Below are 17,047 nucleotides of genomic sequence, written 5' to 3' on the forward strand. Positions count from 1 at the left end.
CAACCAAAAGGGCCGTATCGCCATGATCGACATGACCGTTGTCGAACTCTCGCGCTGGCAATTCGCCGCCACCGCCATGTATCACTTCCTGTTCGTGCCGCTGACACTTGGTCTTTCCGTGATGATGGCTATCATGGAAAGCACCTATGTGATGACGGGGCGCGACGTATGGCGCAAGGCGACCCTGTTCTGGGGCACGCTGTTCGGCATCAATTTCGCCATGGGCGTGGCAACCGGCATCGTCATGGAATTCCAGTTCGGTATGAACTGGAGCTACTACAGCCACTATGTGGGCGACGTATTCGGTGCACCGCTGGCCATCGAAGGGCTCATGGCCTTCTTCCTTGAGGCGACCTTCATCGGACTCTTCTTCTTTGGCTGGGACCGGTTGAGCAAGGTGGGGCACCTTGCGGTCACCTGGCTCGTGGCGCTGGGCACGAATTTGTCCGCGCTATGGATCCTGGTCGCCAATGGCTGGATGCAGAATCCAGTGGGTTCCAAGTTCAATCCCGACACCATGCGCATGGAAGTCACCGACTTCATGGCGGTCATCTTCAATACGGTGGCACAGGCCAAGTTCGTTCATACTGTCAGTGCCGGCTACGTGCTGGGTGCGGTCTTCGTCTTTGCCATATCGTGCCTGTTCCTGCTGCAGGGCCGGCACATCGAGATGGCCAAGCGCTCGATGGTGGTGGCGGCGAGCTTCGGCCTGGCCTCGGCCCTGTCGGTGGTTGTACTGGGCGACGAGAGCGGCTACGTCGCAACCGAACACCAGCAGATGAAGATCGCGGCCATCGAGGCCAGCTACCACACTGAGCCGGCGCCTGCGCCTTGGACTGTCATCGCCTTTCCCGGGCCAGACGGTGGCGCGCCCAGCTTTTCGCTGCAGATACCGTGGCTTGGTGGCCTGATCACGACACGTTCGCTCGACCAGGAACTGCCCGGCATCGAGGAGTTGGTCAGCAATGCGGAAGGGCGAATCCGCCAAGGCATGATCGCCTATGACACGCTCCAGACCATCCGCGCCAATCCCGATGACGGCCTGGCGCGCGCTAGGTTCGAGCAATACTGGCCCCACCTGGGCTATGGCCTGCTGCTCAAGAAGTATCGCGAGGATGTGGGCAATGCGACGCCGGAGGAAATCCGCCTCGCCGCCGAAGACACCGTGCCCGATGTGTGGTCGCTGTTCTGGACCTTCCGCATCATGATGGGGCTGGGCTTCTTCTTCATCGCCTTCTTCGCGCTGTGGTTCTATCGCGCCTCGCGCGGCTGGCTCGATACCAACCGCCCGCTGCTGTGGGTCGGTTTCCTGATCCTACCGCTGCCCTGGGTGGCCATCGAGGCCGGCTGGTTTATCGCCGAGTTCGGGCGACAGCCCTGGGTGGTCGAAGGCGTGCTGCCGACATTCTACGCCGCATCCGGCCTCAACTTCTGGGACTTGGTCATCTCGCTAGGCTTCTTCGTCACGCTCTACACCATCCTGCTGGTCATCATGGTCATGCTGATGATCAAGACCATCAAGGCCGGGCCGCAGGACCAGCTGTTCACCGCCGCCGACGAAGGCGACGACGAGGATTTCGTCATCGCTGCCCTGCCTGCCAATGCTGCCACCAAGGAACTCGGATCATGAGCACCATTCCGCTCGACTACGAAACCCTGCGCCTTGTCTGGTGGCTGTTGCTGGGCATTCTGCTGATCGGTTTCGCCATCATGGGTGGCCGTGATCTGGGTGTCGGTGCATTGCTGCCCTTCGCCGCCCGCACCGACGACGAACGGCGCGTGCTGCTCAATCTGGTCGGACCGACCTGGGAAGGCAATCAGGTCTGGCTGATCCTGGGCGGTGGGGCGATCTTCGCCGCCTTCCCGCCGCTCTACGCAGTCAGCTTTTCCGGCTTCTATCTCGCCATGATTGTGATCCTGCTGGCGCTGATCCTGCGCCCGGTAGGCTTCAAGTATCGCGGCAAGATCAAGGACGAGCGTTGGCGCGCGGTGTGGGACTGGGCGCTGTTTGTCGGAGGCTTCGTTCCATCGTTGATCTTCGGTGTGGCTGTTGGCAATGTCTTTCTCGGCGCGCCGTTCCACCTCGATGACACGATGCGCTCGTTCTACACAGGCAACTTCTTCCAGCTGCTGATGCCGTTTGCCCTGCTGTGCGGACTGGTCAGCGTCGGCATGATCGTGGTGCAAGGCGCGGCAGTGATTGCCGGCCGAACCAGCGGTCCGTTGGCCGAGCGGGCCCGGACCTACGGCTCGCTCGTTGGCCTCGTGACCATCGTGCTGTTCGCGCTGGGCGGCGTGTGGGTTGCCTTCGGGTTGGACGGCTATGCAATCACCAGCGTTGTCGATGGCAATGCGGCCATCAATCCGCTGGCCAAGACGGTGGTGCTGACGCGCGGCGGCTGGATGGCCAATTACGGGCTCTATCCCTGGATGATCGCCGCGCCGGTTCTGGGCTTTGTCGGCCTGGTGGGTGCAGTCCTGGGTTTCCAGGCTCGGCTACGCCTGGTCACGCTGCTGGCGTCGAGCCTGGCGATCTTTGGCATCATATCCACCGCTGGGCTGTCGCTGTTTCCGTTCCTGCTGCCGTCGTCGACCGTGCCGGAATCGAGCCTCACGGTGTGGGATGCCAGTTCCAGCCACCTCACGCTGTTCATCATGCTGCTGGCGACATGCCTCTTCCTGCCTATCATCCTGCTCTACACCAGCTGGGTGTTCCGCGTCATGCGCGGGCCGGTCACGACCCAGTCGCTCGAAAAGAACCCCAACGCCTACTAGGAGACGATCATGTGGTATTTCTCTTGGATACTGGGACTGGGGCTGGCCTGCAGCTTCGCCATCCTCAACGCCATGTGGTTTGAGATGCGCGAAGACCGCCGCATTGCCAAAGAAGAAGGGCGCGAGCCGATCCAGCGCTAGGCGCATGGCTCTTTACCGGATGGTCAAAAAATCGTTAAGACGGGCGTCGCGTGAGTGGCGTCCGTTTTTCGTTGTAATATCAGTGCGTTGAGAACGTCGTCGCCAGGCGTTGAGGGCAGGGTCCGACTTCGCTACCTGAAGCGAGTGTGAATGACATGCCTCTTTTGTTTGCACTCAGTGCATAACGGATGTGCACAGAGTCCATCTTCTAATCACGACCGAGCGGCTATAGATATTGGTCATCGAAAACGAAGGGGAACCGAAATGAACATCCGCCAGAAAATCGCACAGTTTGCTCAGTACCAGCGCACGATGCGCGAGCTTAACGCTCTCGACGCACGTCAGCTCAACGATCTGGGCATCACCAAGGGCGACATCAAGAACATCGCTCGCGGCAACTACGCCAACTAATACCTGGCTTGCCGAAATAGACTTGAGATGAAGGCGTCCATTCGGGCGCCTTTTGTCGTTTTACCTCTCCCTCTGGGGGAGAGGTCGACCCGCCTTCGGGTCGGGTGAGGGGGGGCGTTACTCGGCACCTGACCCATCAAAGGCCCCCTCACCCGTCGGCTGCGCCGCCGACCTCTCCCCCGAAGGGAGAGGTGAAGAGGCTCATTCCGTGATGGTGAACCGCGTCACGCTGCCTGCAGCGAGGTTCATCCGCTCGTACGCTTCGCCGCCGCCCAACTCGCCACCACCCACATCCCAGCAGCCGGACGACAGCGTGAAGGTGCGCGCATCGCCGGGCGCGATCGAGTCGCCGTCCGACAGGCGGTTGAAGCCGTAGGTGAAATTGTTGCAGTCGGAAATGACGATGGCGTCGAGATAGCCGTAAGAGCCGTTGATAATGATCAGCGTGGCTGTCGGTTCGCCCGGCCGGATCAGGTCGCCGCCGGTAACGCTGCAGCCGGCCAATGTGACTGCGGTCACGGCCGCGAGGCCGAGCGCGATGAGCTTGTTCATGATGGTGTCCCTCCAAGGATGGGGCGACACTAATCATTGCCAGCGCCCAGCCTATCCCTGAACAGGGGGGCTACCGGATTAGGTCCGCCGCCTTGGCGCTCAGGGCGGCGATCAGATCGTCCGGCTTCATCCGGATTTGTAGGCCGCGCTGGCCGCCATTGAGGAAGATCTCGTCTTCCAGCGTCGCAAGTTCCTCCACCGCGGTAGGAACTGCCTTCTTCTGCCCGAACGGACTGATGCCCCCGACCTTATAGCCGGTGAGCCGCTCGGCATCGGCTGGTTTCATCATATGCGCCGACTTGCCGCCAAAGGCCGCGGCCAGCTTTTTCATGTTCACTTCTTCGTCCGAGGGGACGACGACGCAGACAGGCTTGCCATCGACCTCGGCCATCAGCGTCTTCAGCACGATGGACGGCGAAACACCCATCGCCTCGGCGGCCTGCAACCCGACCCGGTCGGCATCGGGGTCATAGTCATAGGTCGCCGTGGCGAAGGGTAGGCCAGTCTTGGCAAGGGCGAGGGTGGCTGGGGTGGTCTTGGACATGGAGTGGTTTTAGTAAGGCGGGCGGCGGGAGCGCAAGCCTCGGTAGGCAAGTCTGGTGTGGGAGGCGCAGGTTGTGTGGCCGATGGTCCAGTCGTCTCCCTCCCCCTTGTGGGGAGGGATCAAGGGTGGGGTGGGCAGCAAGCGGCGAGCTCACATCACTTGCGACGCTCGCCGAGGTTGCCCTCCGTCATCCCGATATCGCGCAATAGGTGCGGTGAGGAATGGATCAGGTCGATGGTCGCCCGCTTGCGCTGGTGCTCGGCGGAGGACAGGCGCGGAATGGCCCAGCGGGGCAGATGAAAAGTGGCAATGATGGGCTTGGTCATGGCTGTCATGGCTGCAATCGTCCTTATGAGGACGCCTCCTGCTTGGTGTTCCATGACCATAGAATGGCTGGATAGGCTGTGCATTTCCAACTAAAGCTCAGCGGGTAAGCATAAGGAGATTTGATCCATGAGCACTTTGCCGCCACTGACCGCGTTGCGCGCCTTCGAGGCCGTGGCGAGGCATCTGAGTTTCACCAGGGCCGCCGAGGAACTGGGAATGACCCAGGCGGCGGTGAGCTACCAGATCAAGATTCTGGAGGAACGGGTGGGAGCGCCGCTCTTCCTGCGCAAGCCCAGGCAGATTGCGCTGAGCGAGACCGGCGCACGGCTGGCGCCCGATGTGGGGCAGGCCTTCGATATCCTGCGCACGGCCTTCGACAACTCGCGCGGGCAGGTGGATGGCCTGCTCAGCATCACCTCGGTACCCACCTTTGCCAGCCACTGGCTGGCCGCCAATATCGGGCTGTTCCAGCTTGCCAACCCTGATATAGCGGTGCGGGTCGAGAGCTCGCCGCATCTGGTGGATTTTGGCACCGAGGAGTTCGACCTTGGCATTCGGGCAACGAGCACATTGCAGCAGGGCATGGTGTGGCACCTGCTGCTCAAGGCCGAGTTCGCGCCGCTGCTGAGCCCGAGACTGGTCGAAGAGTACCAGGTGCGTGAGCCTGCCGACCTGCTGCGGGTGCCACAGATCACGCCGGATGATCCCTGGTTGTGCGCCTGGCTGGAGCTGGCGGGCGTGAGCATGCCCCCAACGCCGGATCGACCCTTCAGCCGCCTCGGCTCGCAGAATCTCGAGGCCGCTGCCGCCATTGCAGGGCGTGGCGTCGCCATGGTGACTCCGGCTTTCTATCGTGATGACATCGCCAGCGGGCGGCTGGCGCAGCCGTTCGACCTTACCGGCTGGGACGGCCACGGCTATTACCTGACCTATCCTGAGGCGCGACGCAATTCGCCCAAGATCAGGGCTTTCCGCGATTGGATCCTACCAGCGACGGCCGGGTTGCGGGCCTAGCCAAACATGGCCCGATCGCGCGCGACGATCTCGGCCAGGAATTCGGCGACCAGCGCTACACGGCGGATGTTACGCAGGTCTTCGTGGACGACGGTCCAGTAGCCGCGCATCAGCGTGTGGGCGGGCAGCACCGGTATCAATCCGGCATCGCGGTTGGCCATAAAGGCGTGGAGAATGCCGATGCCGGCGCCGGCGCGCACGGCCTCGGTCTGGCCCATCGCAGACGAAATGGCGAGCGACGAGCGCCAACCTTTGAGGAACTCGGCGGTGTAATCGAGCGAGGTGGTGAAGAGCAGATCGTCCACGTAGCCCACAAGCTGGTGGTCGTTGAGGTCGTCCAGCGATGCAGGCGTGCCGCGGCGACTGAGATACCTTTGCGCGGCATAGAGCCCAAGGCGGTAATCGGTGAGCTTGCGGGCTACGAGCCGCCCCTCGCGCGGACGCTCGAGTGTCACGGCAATATCGGCTTCTCTGCGAGACAATGAGAAGGCGCGGGGAACCGGCACCAGTTCGATGCGAAGACCCTTGTGGCGATCGGTGAGTTCGCCGAGGCGCGGGGCAAGGAAGGCGACGCCGAAGCCGTCGGGGGCGCCGACGCGGACCGTGCCGTCGATGGCACTATCGGCACCCGCGGATTCGTTGGCGGCGAGCATGGCGCTTTCCATGGCCTCGGCGTGGACAAGAAAGCGCTCGCCGGCTCCTGACAGTTCGGAGCCGTTGGTCTTGCGGGTGAACAGCTTGCTGCCCAGCGCGTGCTCAAGTGCAGTCAAGCGGCGCGCGACGGTTGCGTGGTTGAGACCAAGCGCCTTTGCGGCCCCCAGGATCTGACGGGACCGGGCTACGGCGAGAAAGATACGAACGTCGTCCCAGTTCATTTGAACTTCAATTTCTGCACAACAGATGCGATATCTATCGCGTTGCGATGCGCAGAATGTAGCGCCATGACTGCTCCCCAACAAGGGAGAGCTTCATGCGCACTATTGGCCATTTCATCGACGGTACTGAAACCACTGGCAACAGTGCCGAATTCCAGGATGTGTTCAATCCGGCAACGGGTGAAGTGCAGGCGCACGTCGCGCTGGCAACCGAGGCCGATTTGAACGCTGCCGTCGCATCCGCCGCTGCGGCCCAGCCCAAGTGGGCCGCGACCAATCCTCAGCGCCGGGCTCGCGTGTTCTTCAACTTCGTGGCGCTGATCAACCGTGACATGCAGGAACTGGCCGAACTGCTGAGCGCCGAGCATGGCAAGACGATAGAAGACTCCAAGGGCGACATCCTGCGCGGCCTCGAGGTCGCCGAGTTCGTGGCCGGTGCGCCGCACCTGCTCAAGGGCGAATTCACCGATGGCGCCGGGCCGGGAATCGACATGTATTCGATGCGCCAGGCCGTTGGCATTGGCGCAGGCATTACCCCATTCAACTTCCCTGCGATGATCCCACTGTGGATGCTGTCGCCGGCCATTGCCGCGGGCAATGCTTTTATCCTCAAGCCCTCGGAGCGCGATCCGTCCGTGCCGGTCAAGCTGGCGCAACTGGCGATCGAAGCCGGGCTGCCCAAGGGCATCCTCAACGTGGTGCATGGTGGCAAGGCCGTAGTCGACGGCATCCTGCACCACCCCGAAATCGGTGCGGTGAGCTTTGTCGGTTCGACGCCAATCGCGCGCTATGTCTATGCGACGGCGGCGAGCGAGGGCAAGCGCGTGCAGGCTTTCGGTGGCGCCAAGAACCACATGATCATCATGCCCGATGCCGACATGGACAAGGCCGCCGACGCGCTGATGGGCGCCGGCTACGGCTCGGCCGGCGAGCGCTGCATGGCGGTATCGGTGGCGGTGCCCGTCGGTGACGAGACGGCGGATCGGATCGTGGCGGCGCTGAAGCCGCGCATCGAGGCGCTCAAGGTCGGTCCGGCGACAGACAAGGCGAGCGAGATGGGACCGGTGATCACCAAGGCAAGCAAGGACCGGATTGCCTCGCTGGTCGAATCCGGCATTGCGCAGGGTGCTACGCTGGCCGTCGATGGTCGCGGTTTCTCGTTGCAGGGCTATGAGAATGGCTATTTCGTCGGGCCGTCGCTGTTCGACAACGTCACTGCCGAGATGGACATCTACAAGGAAGAAATCTTCGGGCCGGTGCTGTCGGTAGTTCGTGCCAAGACCTATGAGGGTGCACTGAAGCTGACCATGGACAATCCCTATGGCAACGGCACGGCGATCTTCACGCAGAACGGCGATGCGGCGCGCGACTTCGCGGCGCGGGTCAATGTCGGCATGGTCGGCATCAACGTGCCGGTGCCGGTGCCGCTGGCCTATCACAGCTTCGGCGGCTGGAAGGCGAGCGCCTTCGGCGATCTCAACCAGCATGGGACGGATTCGATCCGGTTCTGGACCAAGACCAAAACCGTGACGGCCCGCTGGCCGAGCGGCATCAAGGATGGCGCTGAGTTCCAGATGCCGACAATGAAGTAGTCTGCTGACAGCACCCGTCAGCACGGAGTTGAGATTGTCGTCCCCACAACAACGGGGACGACATGACTATCGACGAACTCACTGCCATCATCGTAGCCGCCAAAGCTGCCACCTATGTCGGCGGCGGCAACAAGGTTCCACCATCACGCGCCGGCGCGCATGATCTGAGCTGGGAAAGCGGCGATTGGCGCTATCTCGACAGCTATTTCGGCGGGACGGACTTCCTTGGACAGGAAGTGGTGTGGCATCGCGGACATCCGGTCTGGTCGATGAGTTACTACGGCTACATCAAGCGCGCCGACCTGATCGATGGCGAGCGGGCAGGTGCCACGATCAAGGCGGCGCTTTCGGCTATGTATGAAGAAGGCCGATTCCTCGGCGGCTTCGACTGGACCGGGCCACATGGGCGCTATCGCGATCGCAGCGAGGGCAGCACGGCACAGTTTCGTGGGCGGGAGGTGATCCTGGTCGATGAGGTTGAGGCTTATGCGCTCGACTATTTCGGCGGGCTGGTAAAAGCATAAGCCAAAGGCCCGGTGATCGCTCACCGGGCCTTTGTTTTTCCACGCGGGGAGGAGCGTGGATATTCTAGACGATGCCGCTTGAGCCGGCCGCGACTTCGGGTCGGATTTCAGAGACCTTGGCACGGTAGCCCGAGGCGCGGTAGGCGCCGAGCAGGTCGATGGCGCCGCCCTGTTCGAGGCGGGCCATGGCCAGGATCGGTTCGACATCGGTGCGGTAGGCGAGGCGCAGGGCCTGGGTGGCGGCGAGGGCGTCGTTAGCCTCCTGTGCCGCCTTGAGGCCGGCGCGATCAACCAGCAAAGCCTGGGCATAGGCACGCTGCACATCGGCGGCCGAAAGCATCAATGACTCGATCGGGTCGGTGACGTTATGCGACTGGTCGAGCATGTGGGCCGGATGGAAGTCGCTATAGCGATCCTCGGCATCGACCAGTTCGTTGAAGACGAGGAACAGGCGGTACGGGTCGATGGAGCCGGCGTCGAGGTCGTCGTCGCCATATTTGCTGTCATTGAAATGGAAGCCGCCGAGCTTGCCGAACTGGGCGAGGCGGCTGACGATCATCTCGATATTGACGTTCGGCGCATGGTGGCCGAGATCGACCAGGCAATAGGCCTTGTCGCCCAGTTCCTTGGCGATGAGGTAGTTGGTGCCCCAATCCTGCACGACCGTCGAATAGAAGGCCGGCTCATACATCTTGTGTTCGGTATAGACGCGCCAGTCATCGGGCAGGGCGGCGTAGATCGCCTTGGCGGAGTCCAGATAATGCTCGAACTGGGTGGCGAAATTGACCTGTCCGGGAAAGTTGGAGCCATCGCCGATCCAGATGGTCAGGGCCTTGGAGCCGATGGTCTTGCCGATCTCGATGCATTCGAGATTGTGGTCGATGGCCTGCTGGCGCGTGGCCTTGTCGGCCGAGGTCAGCGAGCCGAACTTGTAGCTCTGCAACTGGCCCTTGGCGTCGGCGAAGGTATTGGAGTTCATGGCGTCGAAGCCGAGGCTGAAGCGGCTGGCGGCCTGCTTCAGACGGTTCGGATCGGCCTTGTCCCACGGGATATGCAGCGAGACGGTGTTGGTTGCCTGCGTCAGCTGGGCGATGACGGCGCAATCCTCGATCTTGTCGAAGATGTCGCGCGGCTCGCCCTTGCCGGGGAAGCGGGCAAAGCGCGTGCCGCCGGTGCCAACGCCCCATGACGGAACGGCGACATTGAAGGCGCCGACCTTGTCCTTGATGGCGTCGATATCGATGCCGCGGCGGTCGAGGCGTTCGCCCAGCGTGTCGTAATCGACATTGAGGTCAGCCAGGCGCTTGGCGTTATCGGCTTCGACGACGGATGGGTCGATGATGGTATCGGTCATGTCGATCCTCAGCGCGTAAACGACTGGGCGTTGCCCGCGTCGACGTTGATGATGTTGCCGGTGGACTTGGCCGAGGCGTCCGAGGCGAAGAAGTAGATGGCTTCCGCGATGTCCTCGGGGAACACCGAGCGCTTGAGCATCGAGCGTTCGCGGTACATTTCCTCAAGGCCATCCTTGTCGGTCTTGTAGGTCGACGCGCGCTGCTCGAGCCATTCACCAGCCCAGATCTTCGAGCCGCGCAAAACGGCGTCAGGGTTGACGACGTTGACGCGGATCTGCTCGGCCGCGCCTTCCAGGGCGAGGCACCGGGCGAGGTGGATTTCGGCGGCCTTGGCGGTGCAATAGGCCGAGGCGTTGGGCGAGGCAGCGAGGCCGTTCTTGGAGGCGACGAAGACGACATTGCCGCCGATCTTCTGCTGGCGGAACAGCCGGAAGGCCTCGCGCGAAACGAGGAAGTAGCCCGTGGACAGGATGTCCATGTTCTTGTTCCACAGCTCGAGCGAGGTTTCCTCGATCGGGGCCGAGGAGGCGATGCCTGCGTTCGACACGAGGATATCGAGGCCACCGAATTCGACCACCGCTTCGGCGAAGCCGGCAATGACCACGGCTTCCTGCGTCACGTTGAGCTGGACCGGACGGACGAAGTCCTTGCCGAAGACGCCGCCCAGTTCGTCAGTGGCGGCGGCAAGTGCGTTCTCGTCGATGTCGGCCAGCACCACGCAGGCGCCTTCACGCAGCAGGCGGACAGCCGTGGCCTTGCCGATGCCGCCGGCGCCGCCGGTGACCAGCGCGATCTTGCCGGCCAGCGATTTCGGCTTGGGCATGCGGGCGAGCTTGGCCTCTTCGAGCAGCCAGTATTCGATGTCGAAGGCTTCCTGCTCGGGCAGGCCTTGATATTCGGACACGGTCGACGAACCGCGCATCACGTTGATTGCGTTGACATAGAACTCGCCGGAAATACGGGCTGTCGCCTTGTCTTTGGCGAAGGTGAACATGCCGACGCCCGGCATCAGATAGACCACGGCATTGGGGTCGCGCACGGCCGGCGAATTGTCGTGTTTGCAGCGGTCGTAATAGGCCTGGTAGTCGACGCGATAGGCGGCGATCTGGTCGCCAAGGCCGGCGATCACGGCATCCACATCCGGATTGGCCCGATCGAAGTCGATCACCAGCGGACGGATCTTGGTACGCAGGAAGTGGTCGGGGCAACTTGTCCCCAAGGCAGCAAGGGGGCGCAGGTTGTTGGAGTTTACGAATTCCAGCACGGCAGCCGAGTCATCGAAATGGCCGAGCTTATGACTGTCCTCGGAGATGAAGCCGCGAATCTTGGGCATCAGCCGCGCAGCGATGGCCCGGCGCTGATCGGCCGGCAGGGACTGGACGGCGGCGCCACCGAAGATGGTCTTGCCTTCGGTCTGCTGCTCAAACCACTCGATGGCCTGGTTGATAATGCCGATGGTGGTTTCGTAGCATTCCTTGGGCGTGTCGCCCCAGGTGAAGAGGCCATGCGACTCAAGGATCAGGCCCTTGGAGTTCGGGTTTTCCTCGCAATACTTGCCGAGCCACAGGCCCAGCTCGAAGCCCGGCTTCTTCCATGGCAGCCAGCCGATGCTGTCGCCGAAAATCTGCTTGGTCAGTTCTTTGGAATTCTTGCTCGCAGCGATGGCGATGATCGCGTCCGGGTGCATGTGATCGACGAACGGGTGGTTCACATAGGCATGCAGCGGGGTATCGATCGAGGCAGCGCGTGGGTTGAGATTGAACGTGGCGTGGGGCAGGTAGCCCACCATTTCATCTTCGAATTCGACGCCGCGATAGAGGTTCTTCAGCGCGCGCAGCTTGTCCATATAGAGCGTCGAGAAGCCATCGAGCTTGATCGAGGCGCTGTCGCCGCCCGAGCCCTTGACCCACAGCACTTCGACCAGATCGCCAGTCAGCGGGTCCTTCTGCATGATCTTGGACGAGGTGTTGCCGCCGCCGTAATTGGTGACGCGCTTATCCGATCCGAGCAGGTTGGAGCGATAGACGAGGCGTTCCGGCTCGCTCATCGCGGCAGCCTTGGCGTCGTCCCAGAGGTTCGCGAGGCGCTTTGGCGCGGAAGTGGACATGAGACTCCTCCCAGAGGGTAGTGGTGGTCAGGTTAGTTTGGCCGGACATGGCCACGATCGATCATCACTGTCAATCACAAACAATCATGATTGCGCATATCTCAGCATCAACGCTCGAACCTGAGCGTTTGATGATTGACACTGATTGAAATCGGTGTGAAGGAATGCGCCAGGGAGATACCAGCCTTGCATGAAACAGAGCGCCAGAGAGTGATCATTGCAGCCGTCCAGACACGGCCGGTGGTGACTGTTGCCGAGCTTTGCGAGGTCACCGGATCGTCTGAGGCCACCATTCGCCGCGATATCGCCGCCCTCCACGTGCAGGGCAAGTTGCGCCGGGTTCGTGGTGGTGCCGAGGCGCTGACCCCGCCGGAACAAGGTGGCCTGATGGGCCGTCCGTTCTCGGTGAACGAAACGATCAACATTGCGCAGAAGCGCGCGATTGCCCGCGCCGCCGTCGAGCTGTGCAAGGACGGGGAGCCGATCATCATCAACGGCGGCACCACCACCTACCAGATGGTGCATCATCTCACGGATCGCCGGCTTTCCGTCTTCACCAACAGCTTCGGCATTGCCGAATTCCTCATCCACAACTCGCGGAACTCGGTCGTCATTCCCGGCGGCACGATCTATCGCGAGCAGAATGTCATCCTGTCGCCGTTTGGTGGCGTGGTGGCGTCGCACTTCTACGCCAAGCGCATGTTCATCGGCTGCCAGGGCATCGGCGCGCACGGACTGATGGAGGCCGATCCGATGGTCGTCCAGTCCGAGCTCGGCCTCATCGGGCAGGCGGACGAACTGATCGTGCTGGCTGACTCATCCAAGTTTTCGGGGAGATCGAGCCTCATCCTGTGTGGGCTCGACCGAATAACCGCCGTCATATCCGACAGCGGCATCCGCGACGAAGACCGCCAAATGCTGGAAACGGCAGGCGTGCGGCTCATCGTGGCGGAAACGACTGCTCATGCCGATCGTCAAGCGACGGTCGCGTGAGATCTCAAGACCAAGACCAGAACGTCCCAGGGAGGGATTACCTATGAAACTCTTGAAGATTTTGGCCGCTACCACTGCTGTCGCAGTGCTGCTCGCCGCCCCAGCCTATGCCCAGACCCGCATCGCGCTGGTCGTCAAGTCGCTCGGCAACGGCTTCTTCGATGCCGCCAACAAGGGCGCGCAGGAAGCTGCTGCTGAACTCGGCGACGTCGAAGTGATCTATACCGGCCCGACCGCCGCCACCGCCGAAGCTCAGATCGAAGTGATCAACGCACTGATCGCCCAGCAGGTCGACGCTATCGCCATCTCGGCCAACGATCCGGACGCTCTCGTCCCGGCTCTGCAGAAGGCCATGGAACGCGGCATCAAGGTCATCAGCTGGGATTCGGGCGTCGCTCCCGAGGGCCGTCAGCTGCACCTGAACCCGTCCGAGACCAACCTGATCGGCGAGACGATCATTAAGCTGGCCGCCGACTTCCTGCCTGACGGCGGCGACGTTGCCATCCTGTCGGCCTCTTCGACCGCGACCAACCAGAACGCCTGGATCGAAGCCGCCAAGGCCGCGCTCCCCACCATGTTCCCCAATATCAACCTCGTCGCCGTGGTCTATGGCGATGACGACTCGGTCAAGTCGACCGACGAAGCCAAGGGCCTGATCGCCTCCTATCCTGATCTCAAGGCCATCATTGCACCGACCACCGTCGGCGTTGTGGCTGCAGCTCAGGTCGTCACCGACATGGATCTGATCGGCAAGGTCAACGTAACCGGCCTGGCTCTGCCGTCCGAGTTCAAGCAGTTCATCGACAATGGGGCGTCGCAGGCCGTGGCGCTGTGGAACCCGATCGATCTGGGCTACTCGGCTGTGATGCTGGCCAACGACCTCGTCGAAGGTGGCACGGCTGAGCCGGGCGCAACCCTCTCGATGGGCCGCATGGGCGAACTGACCCTCGATGACACCAACTCGGGCGCCATGGCTGCCCCCTTCACGTTCGACAAGTCGAACATCGAAGAGTTTTCGAAGATCTACTGATCTTAAGTGACCCGGCGCCAAGGCGCCGGGTCGACCTTCTTGACGGTTGTGTGCCACGCCCTCGTGGTTCGAGGGTCGCTACGCTCCCACCTCACCATGAGGACTACTTGGAGTTCGATGTTCCAGTAGCCCTCATGGTGAGGTGCGAGCTCTTGCGAGCCTCGAACCACGAGGGCGTGGCACACGTAACCGTAAGCGCCTGGAATATCATTCATGACCGACCCCATCCTTACCCTATCTGGCATATCCAAGAGCTTTCCCGGCGTGCGGGCGCTCAACGATGTGTCGCTGGAACTCTATGCCGGTGAAGTCACCGCGCTGATCGGCGAAAACGGGGCGGGCAAGTCGACCCTGGTCAAGACCATGACCGGCATCTACCAGCCGGACGCCGGTGAAATCCGTGTCGGCGGACAGGTGGTCACGCTGCCGACGGCGCATTCGGCCTCGGCAGTCGGCATCACCGCCATTCATCAGGAAACCGTACTGTTCGACGAGATGACCGTCGCCGAGAACATCTATCTGGGCCACGCGCCGCGCAATCGCTTCGGGATGATCGACTGGCGCACGATGCGCGCCGAGGCGAAAGAGACGCTCGATTCGATGGCAGCCGGGATCGATCCGGACATCAAGCTCAAGGAGCTCGGCATAGCCAAGAAGCACCTCGTCGCCGTCGCGCGGGCGCTATCGATCGATGCGCGTGTCGTCATCATGGACGAGCCGACCGCCGCCTTGAGCCAGAAGGAAATCGAAGAGCTCTACGTGCTCATCGACCTGCTCAAACAGGACGGCAAGGCGATCCTGTTCATCAGCCACAAGTTCGATGAAATCTACCGCATCGCCGACCGCTTCACTGTGTTCCGGGATGGTGAGCAGGTGGGCAAGGGCTTCATCAAGGACAAGACGCAAAGCGAGATCGTGCAGATGATGGTTGGCCGCGCGGTGGAGCATATTTTCCCCGAGCGCAAGGCCGATATCGGCAACGTAGTGCTCGAGGCCACGGGGCTGAGTCACCCGACCGAGTTCGAGGACATTTCCTTCGCCGTGCGCAAGGGCGAAATCCTGGGCTTCTATGGCCTGGTCGGGGCAGGGCGCTCCGAGGTCATGCAGGCCGTGTTCGGCCTGACCAGGCCATCGTCCGGCTCGCTGGTTCTGGACGGCAAGGCGATTGCGCCAAAATCACCCGCCGACGCGGTTGAAGCGGGCATCGTCTATGTGCCCGAGGAACGCGGCAAGCAGGGCGTCATCACCGGCGAGCCGATCTTCAAGAACGTGTCGCTGCCCTCGCTGGGCAAGACCAGCAAGAACGGCTTCCTGCGCATGGCCGAGGAATTCGCGCTGGCCCGGACCTATACCGAGCGGCTTGATCTGCGCGCCTCGTCGCTGAGCCAGAATGTGTCGACGCTGTCGGGCGGCAATCAGCAGAAGGTGGTGATCGCCAAATGGCTGGCGACGCTGCCCAAAGTCATCATTCTCGACGAACCCACCAAGGGCATCGATATCGGCTCCAAGGCGGCGGTGCACCAGTTCATGGGCGAGCTGGTGGCGCAGGGGCTGTCGGTGATCATGGTGTCATCCGAGCTCCCCGAAGTGCTGGGCATGAGTGACCGCATCGTCGTCATGCGCGAAGGGCGGATCGTCGACACGCTCGACAACAAGGGGCTCAAGCCCGAGACGCTGGTGCGGCTGGCGGCCGGTATTGCCGAGGAGCAGGCAGCATGAACCGGCTGTTGAAGCACCGCGAAATCTTCCTGGCCCTGGCGATCCTGCTGGTGCTGGTTCTGGTCACCGTGCGCTTCCCGCGCTTTGCCCAGCCGGGCAACCTGCTGACCATCTTCAACGACACGTCCATCCTGATGATGCTGGCGCTCGGCCAGATGGCGGTCATCCTGACGCGGTCGATCGACCTGTCCATGGCGTCCAACCTGGCACTGACAGGCATGATCGTCGCCATGGTCAACGCGGCCTTCCCGTGGATCCCAATACCGCTGCTGATGGCCGGCTGTGTCGTCGTCGGCGGCGCGCTGGGCGCGTTCAACGGCATTCTGGTCTGGAAGCTGAACATCCCCCCAATCGTGGTGACGCTGGGCACGCTGACCATATTCCGCGGGCTGGTCTTCGTCATTTCCGGCGGTGCCTGGGTCAACGCGGCGCAAATGAGCCCTGATTTCATCGGCCTGCAGCGCACCATTTTCCTCGGCCTGCCGCTGCTGAGCTGGTTCGCCATCGTGGTGGCTTTGCTGTTCTTCGTGCTGATGACCAGAACGCCGCTGGGCCGGTCGCTCTACGCCATCGGCGTCAACCCGACGGCCTCGGTCTATACCGGCATCAATGTCGGTCGCACCAAGTTCTATGCTTTCGTCATCGCGGGCGCCGTTGCCGGCCTCTGCGGCTACCTGTGGATATCGCGCTACGTCATCGCATCGGTGGAAGTTGCCGGCGGCTATGAGCTGACCATCATCGCTGCTTGTGTGATCGGCGGCGTGTCCATTGCTGGTGGCATCGGCTCGGTGCCCGGCGTGCTGCTTGGCGCGATCTTTCTCGGCGTCATCAACAACGCGCTGCCCGTCATCAATATCAGCCCGTTCTGGCAGATGGCGATTTCGGGAACGGCGATCCTGCTGGCGGTCGTCCTCAATGCGCGCGGCGAACGCCGCAAGGGGCGCATCATCTTGAAGAAAGCGGAGGCGGTTTGATGGAAGGCCAGTATCTTGCCACGCCCTCGTGGTTCGAGGCTCGCGAAGAGCTCGCACCTCACCATGAGGGCTGTTCTGAACTCCATGCTTCAGTAGCCCTCATGGTGAGGCGGG

General features: G+C 62.2%; 17 protein-coding genes. 11 read left to right on the forward strand and 6 right to left on the reverse strand.

Annotation, left to right across the window (positions count from 1 at the left end):
• The first annotated feature begins 25 nt into the window (after positions 1-25).
• From IM737_RS18935 to IM737_RS18950, 4 genes are all read left to right on the forward strand, one after another.
• Positions 26-1,630: a cytochrome ubiquinol oxidase subunit I gene (locus IM737_RS18935; protein WP_236899970.1), complete on the forward strand. Its 1,605-nt coding sequence runs from the start codon at positions 26-28 to the stop codon at positions 1,628-1,630.
• Complete coding sequence (gene cydB, locus IM737_RS18940; protein ID WP_236896716.1) at positions 1,627-2,775, forward strand: cytochrome d ubiquinol oxidase subunit II; 1,149 nt, start codon at positions 1,627-1,629, stop codon at positions 2,773-2,775. The genes IM737_RS18935 and cydB overlap by 4 nt, the downstream gene beginning before the upstream one ends.
• A gap of 9 nt (positions 2,776-2,784) precedes the next feature.
• Positions 2,785-2,916 carry a cytochrome bd-I oxidase subunit CydX gene (gene cydX / locus IM737_RS18945; protein ID WP_236896718.1) on the forward strand — a complete coding sequence of 44 codons (132 nt, stop codon included), beginning with the start codon at positions 2,785-2,787 and terminating at the stop codon, positions 2,914-2,916.
• A 264-nt stretch (positions 2,917-3,180) separates the two neighbouring features.
• Complete coding sequence (locus IM737_RS18950) at positions 3,181-3,327, forward strand: DUF1127 domain-containing protein (RefSeq protein ID WP_236896720.1); 147 nt, start codon at positions 3,181-3,183, stop codon at positions 3,325-3,327.
• 201 nt (positions 3,328-3,528) lie between these two features.
• On the opposite strand, the gene IM737_RS18955 is transcribed toward IM737_RS18950, so the two are convergent.
• The 3 genes from IM737_RS18955 to IM737_RS18965 form a co-directional block, all read right to left on the reverse strand.
• On the reverse strand, positions 3,529-3,879 hold the full coding sequence (locus IM737_RS18955; protein ID WP_236896722.1) for an LptM family lipoprotein: 351 nt from the start codon (positions 3,877-3,879) through the stop codon (positions 3,529-3,531).
• A 70-nt stretch (positions 3,880-3,949) separates the two neighbouring features.
• Positions 3,950-4,423: a Cys-tRNA(Pro) deacylase gene (ybaK, locus tag IM737_RS18960; RefSeq protein WP_236896724.1), complete on the reverse strand. Its 474-nt coding sequence runs from the start codon at positions 4,421-4,423 to the stop codon at positions 3,950-3,952.
• A gap of 155 nt (positions 4,424-4,578) precedes the next feature.
• A complete protein-coding gene (locus tag IM737_RS18965; protein WP_236896726.1) occupies positions 4,579-4,758 on the reverse strand; it encodes a hypothetical protein in 180 nt (59 codons plus the stop codon).
• Positions 4,759-4,876: 118 nt separating this feature from the next.
• Here IM737_RS18965 and IM737_RS18970 point away from each other — a divergent pair, with 118 nt between their 5' ends.
• Entirely contained in the window at positions 4,877-5,764 is an 888-nt protein-coding gene (locus IM737_RS18970; RefSeq protein ID WP_236896728.1) for a LysR substrate-binding domain-containing protein, read from the forward strand.
• Here IM737_RS18970 and IM737_RS18975 read toward each other — a convergent pair.
• A complete protein-coding gene (locus tag IM737_RS18975; protein WP_236896730.1) occupies positions 5,761-6,639 on the reverse strand; it encodes a LysR family transcriptional regulator in 879 nt (292 codons plus the stop codon). The two genes, IM737_RS18970 and IM737_RS18975, sit on opposite strands and share 4 nt — an antisense overlap.
• A gap of 95 nt (positions 6,640-6,734) precedes the next feature.
• On the opposite strand from IM737_RS18975, the gene IM737_RS18980 reads away from it, so the two are divergent.
• Positions 6,735-8,231 carry a CoA-acylating methylmalonate-semialdehyde dehydrogenase gene (locus IM737_RS18980; protein WP_236896733.1) on the forward strand — a complete coding sequence of 499 codons (1,497 nt, stop codon included), beginning with the start codon at positions 6,735-6,737 and terminating at the stop codon, positions 8,229-8,231.
• Positions 8,232-8,293: 62 nt separating this feature from the next.
• Positions 8,294-8,755 carry a DUF5680 domain-containing protein gene (locus IM737_RS18985; protein ID WP_236896735.1) on the forward strand — a complete coding sequence of 154 codons (462 nt, stop codon included), beginning with the start codon at positions 8,294-8,296 and terminating at the stop codon, positions 8,753-8,755.
• A 64-nt stretch (positions 8,756-8,819) separates the two neighbouring features.
• Here IM737_RS18985 and rhaI read toward each other — a convergent pair whose 3' ends face one another.
• Entirely contained in the window at positions 8,820-10,109 is a 1,290-nt protein-coding gene (gene rhaI / locus IM737_RS18990) for an L-rhamnose catabolism isomerase (protein WP_236896737.1), read from the reverse strand.
• Positions 10,110-10,117: 8 nt separating this feature from the next.
• Positions 10,118-12,217: a bifunctional rhamnulose-1-phosphate aldolase/short-chain dehydrogenase gene (locus tag IM737_RS18995; RefSeq protein ID WP_236896739.1), complete on the reverse strand. Its 2,100-nt coding sequence runs from the start codon at positions 12,215-12,217 to the stop codon at positions 10,118-10,120.
• A 186-nt stretch (positions 12,218-12,403) separates the two neighbouring features.
• On the opposite strand from IM737_RS18995, the gene IM737_RS19000 reads away from it, so the two are divergent.
• The 4 genes from IM737_RS19000 (at position 12,404) to IM737_RS19015 (ending at position 16,933) form a co-directional block, all read left to right on the forward strand.
• Positions 12,404-13,210 carry a DeoR/GlpR family DNA-binding transcription regulator gene (locus IM737_RS19000; RefSeq protein ID WP_236896742.1) on the forward strand — a complete coding sequence of 269 codons (807 nt, stop codon included), beginning with the start codon at positions 12,404-12,406 and terminating at the stop codon, positions 13,208-13,210.
• A 43-nt stretch (positions 13,211-13,253) separates the two neighbouring features.
• On the forward strand, positions 13,254-14,240 hold the full coding sequence (rhaS, locus tag IM737_RS19005) for a rhamnose ABC transporter substrate-binding protein (RefSeq protein ID WP_236896745.1): 987 nt from the start codon (positions 13,254-13,256) through the stop codon (positions 14,238-14,240).
• Positions 14,241-14,453: 213 nt separating this feature from the next.
• A complete protein-coding gene (locus IM737_RS19010) occupies positions 14,454-15,959 on the forward strand; it encodes a sugar ABC transporter ATP-binding protein (RefSeq protein ID WP_236896748.1) in 1,506 nt (501 codons plus the stop codon).
• A complete protein-coding gene (locus tag IM737_RS19015; RefSeq protein ID WP_236896750.1) occupies positions 15,956-16,933 on the forward strand; it encodes an ABC transporter permease in 978 nt (325 codons plus the stop codon). The genes IM737_RS19010 and IM737_RS19015 overlap by 4 nt, the downstream gene beginning before the upstream one ends.
• Positions 16,934-17,047 lie beyond the last annotated feature (114 nt).

The sequence above is a fragment of the Devosia sp. SL43 genome (assembly GCF_021729885.1).
Classification (GTDB): Bacteria; Pseudomonadota; Alphaproteobacteria; order Rhizobiales; family Devosiaceae; genus Devosia.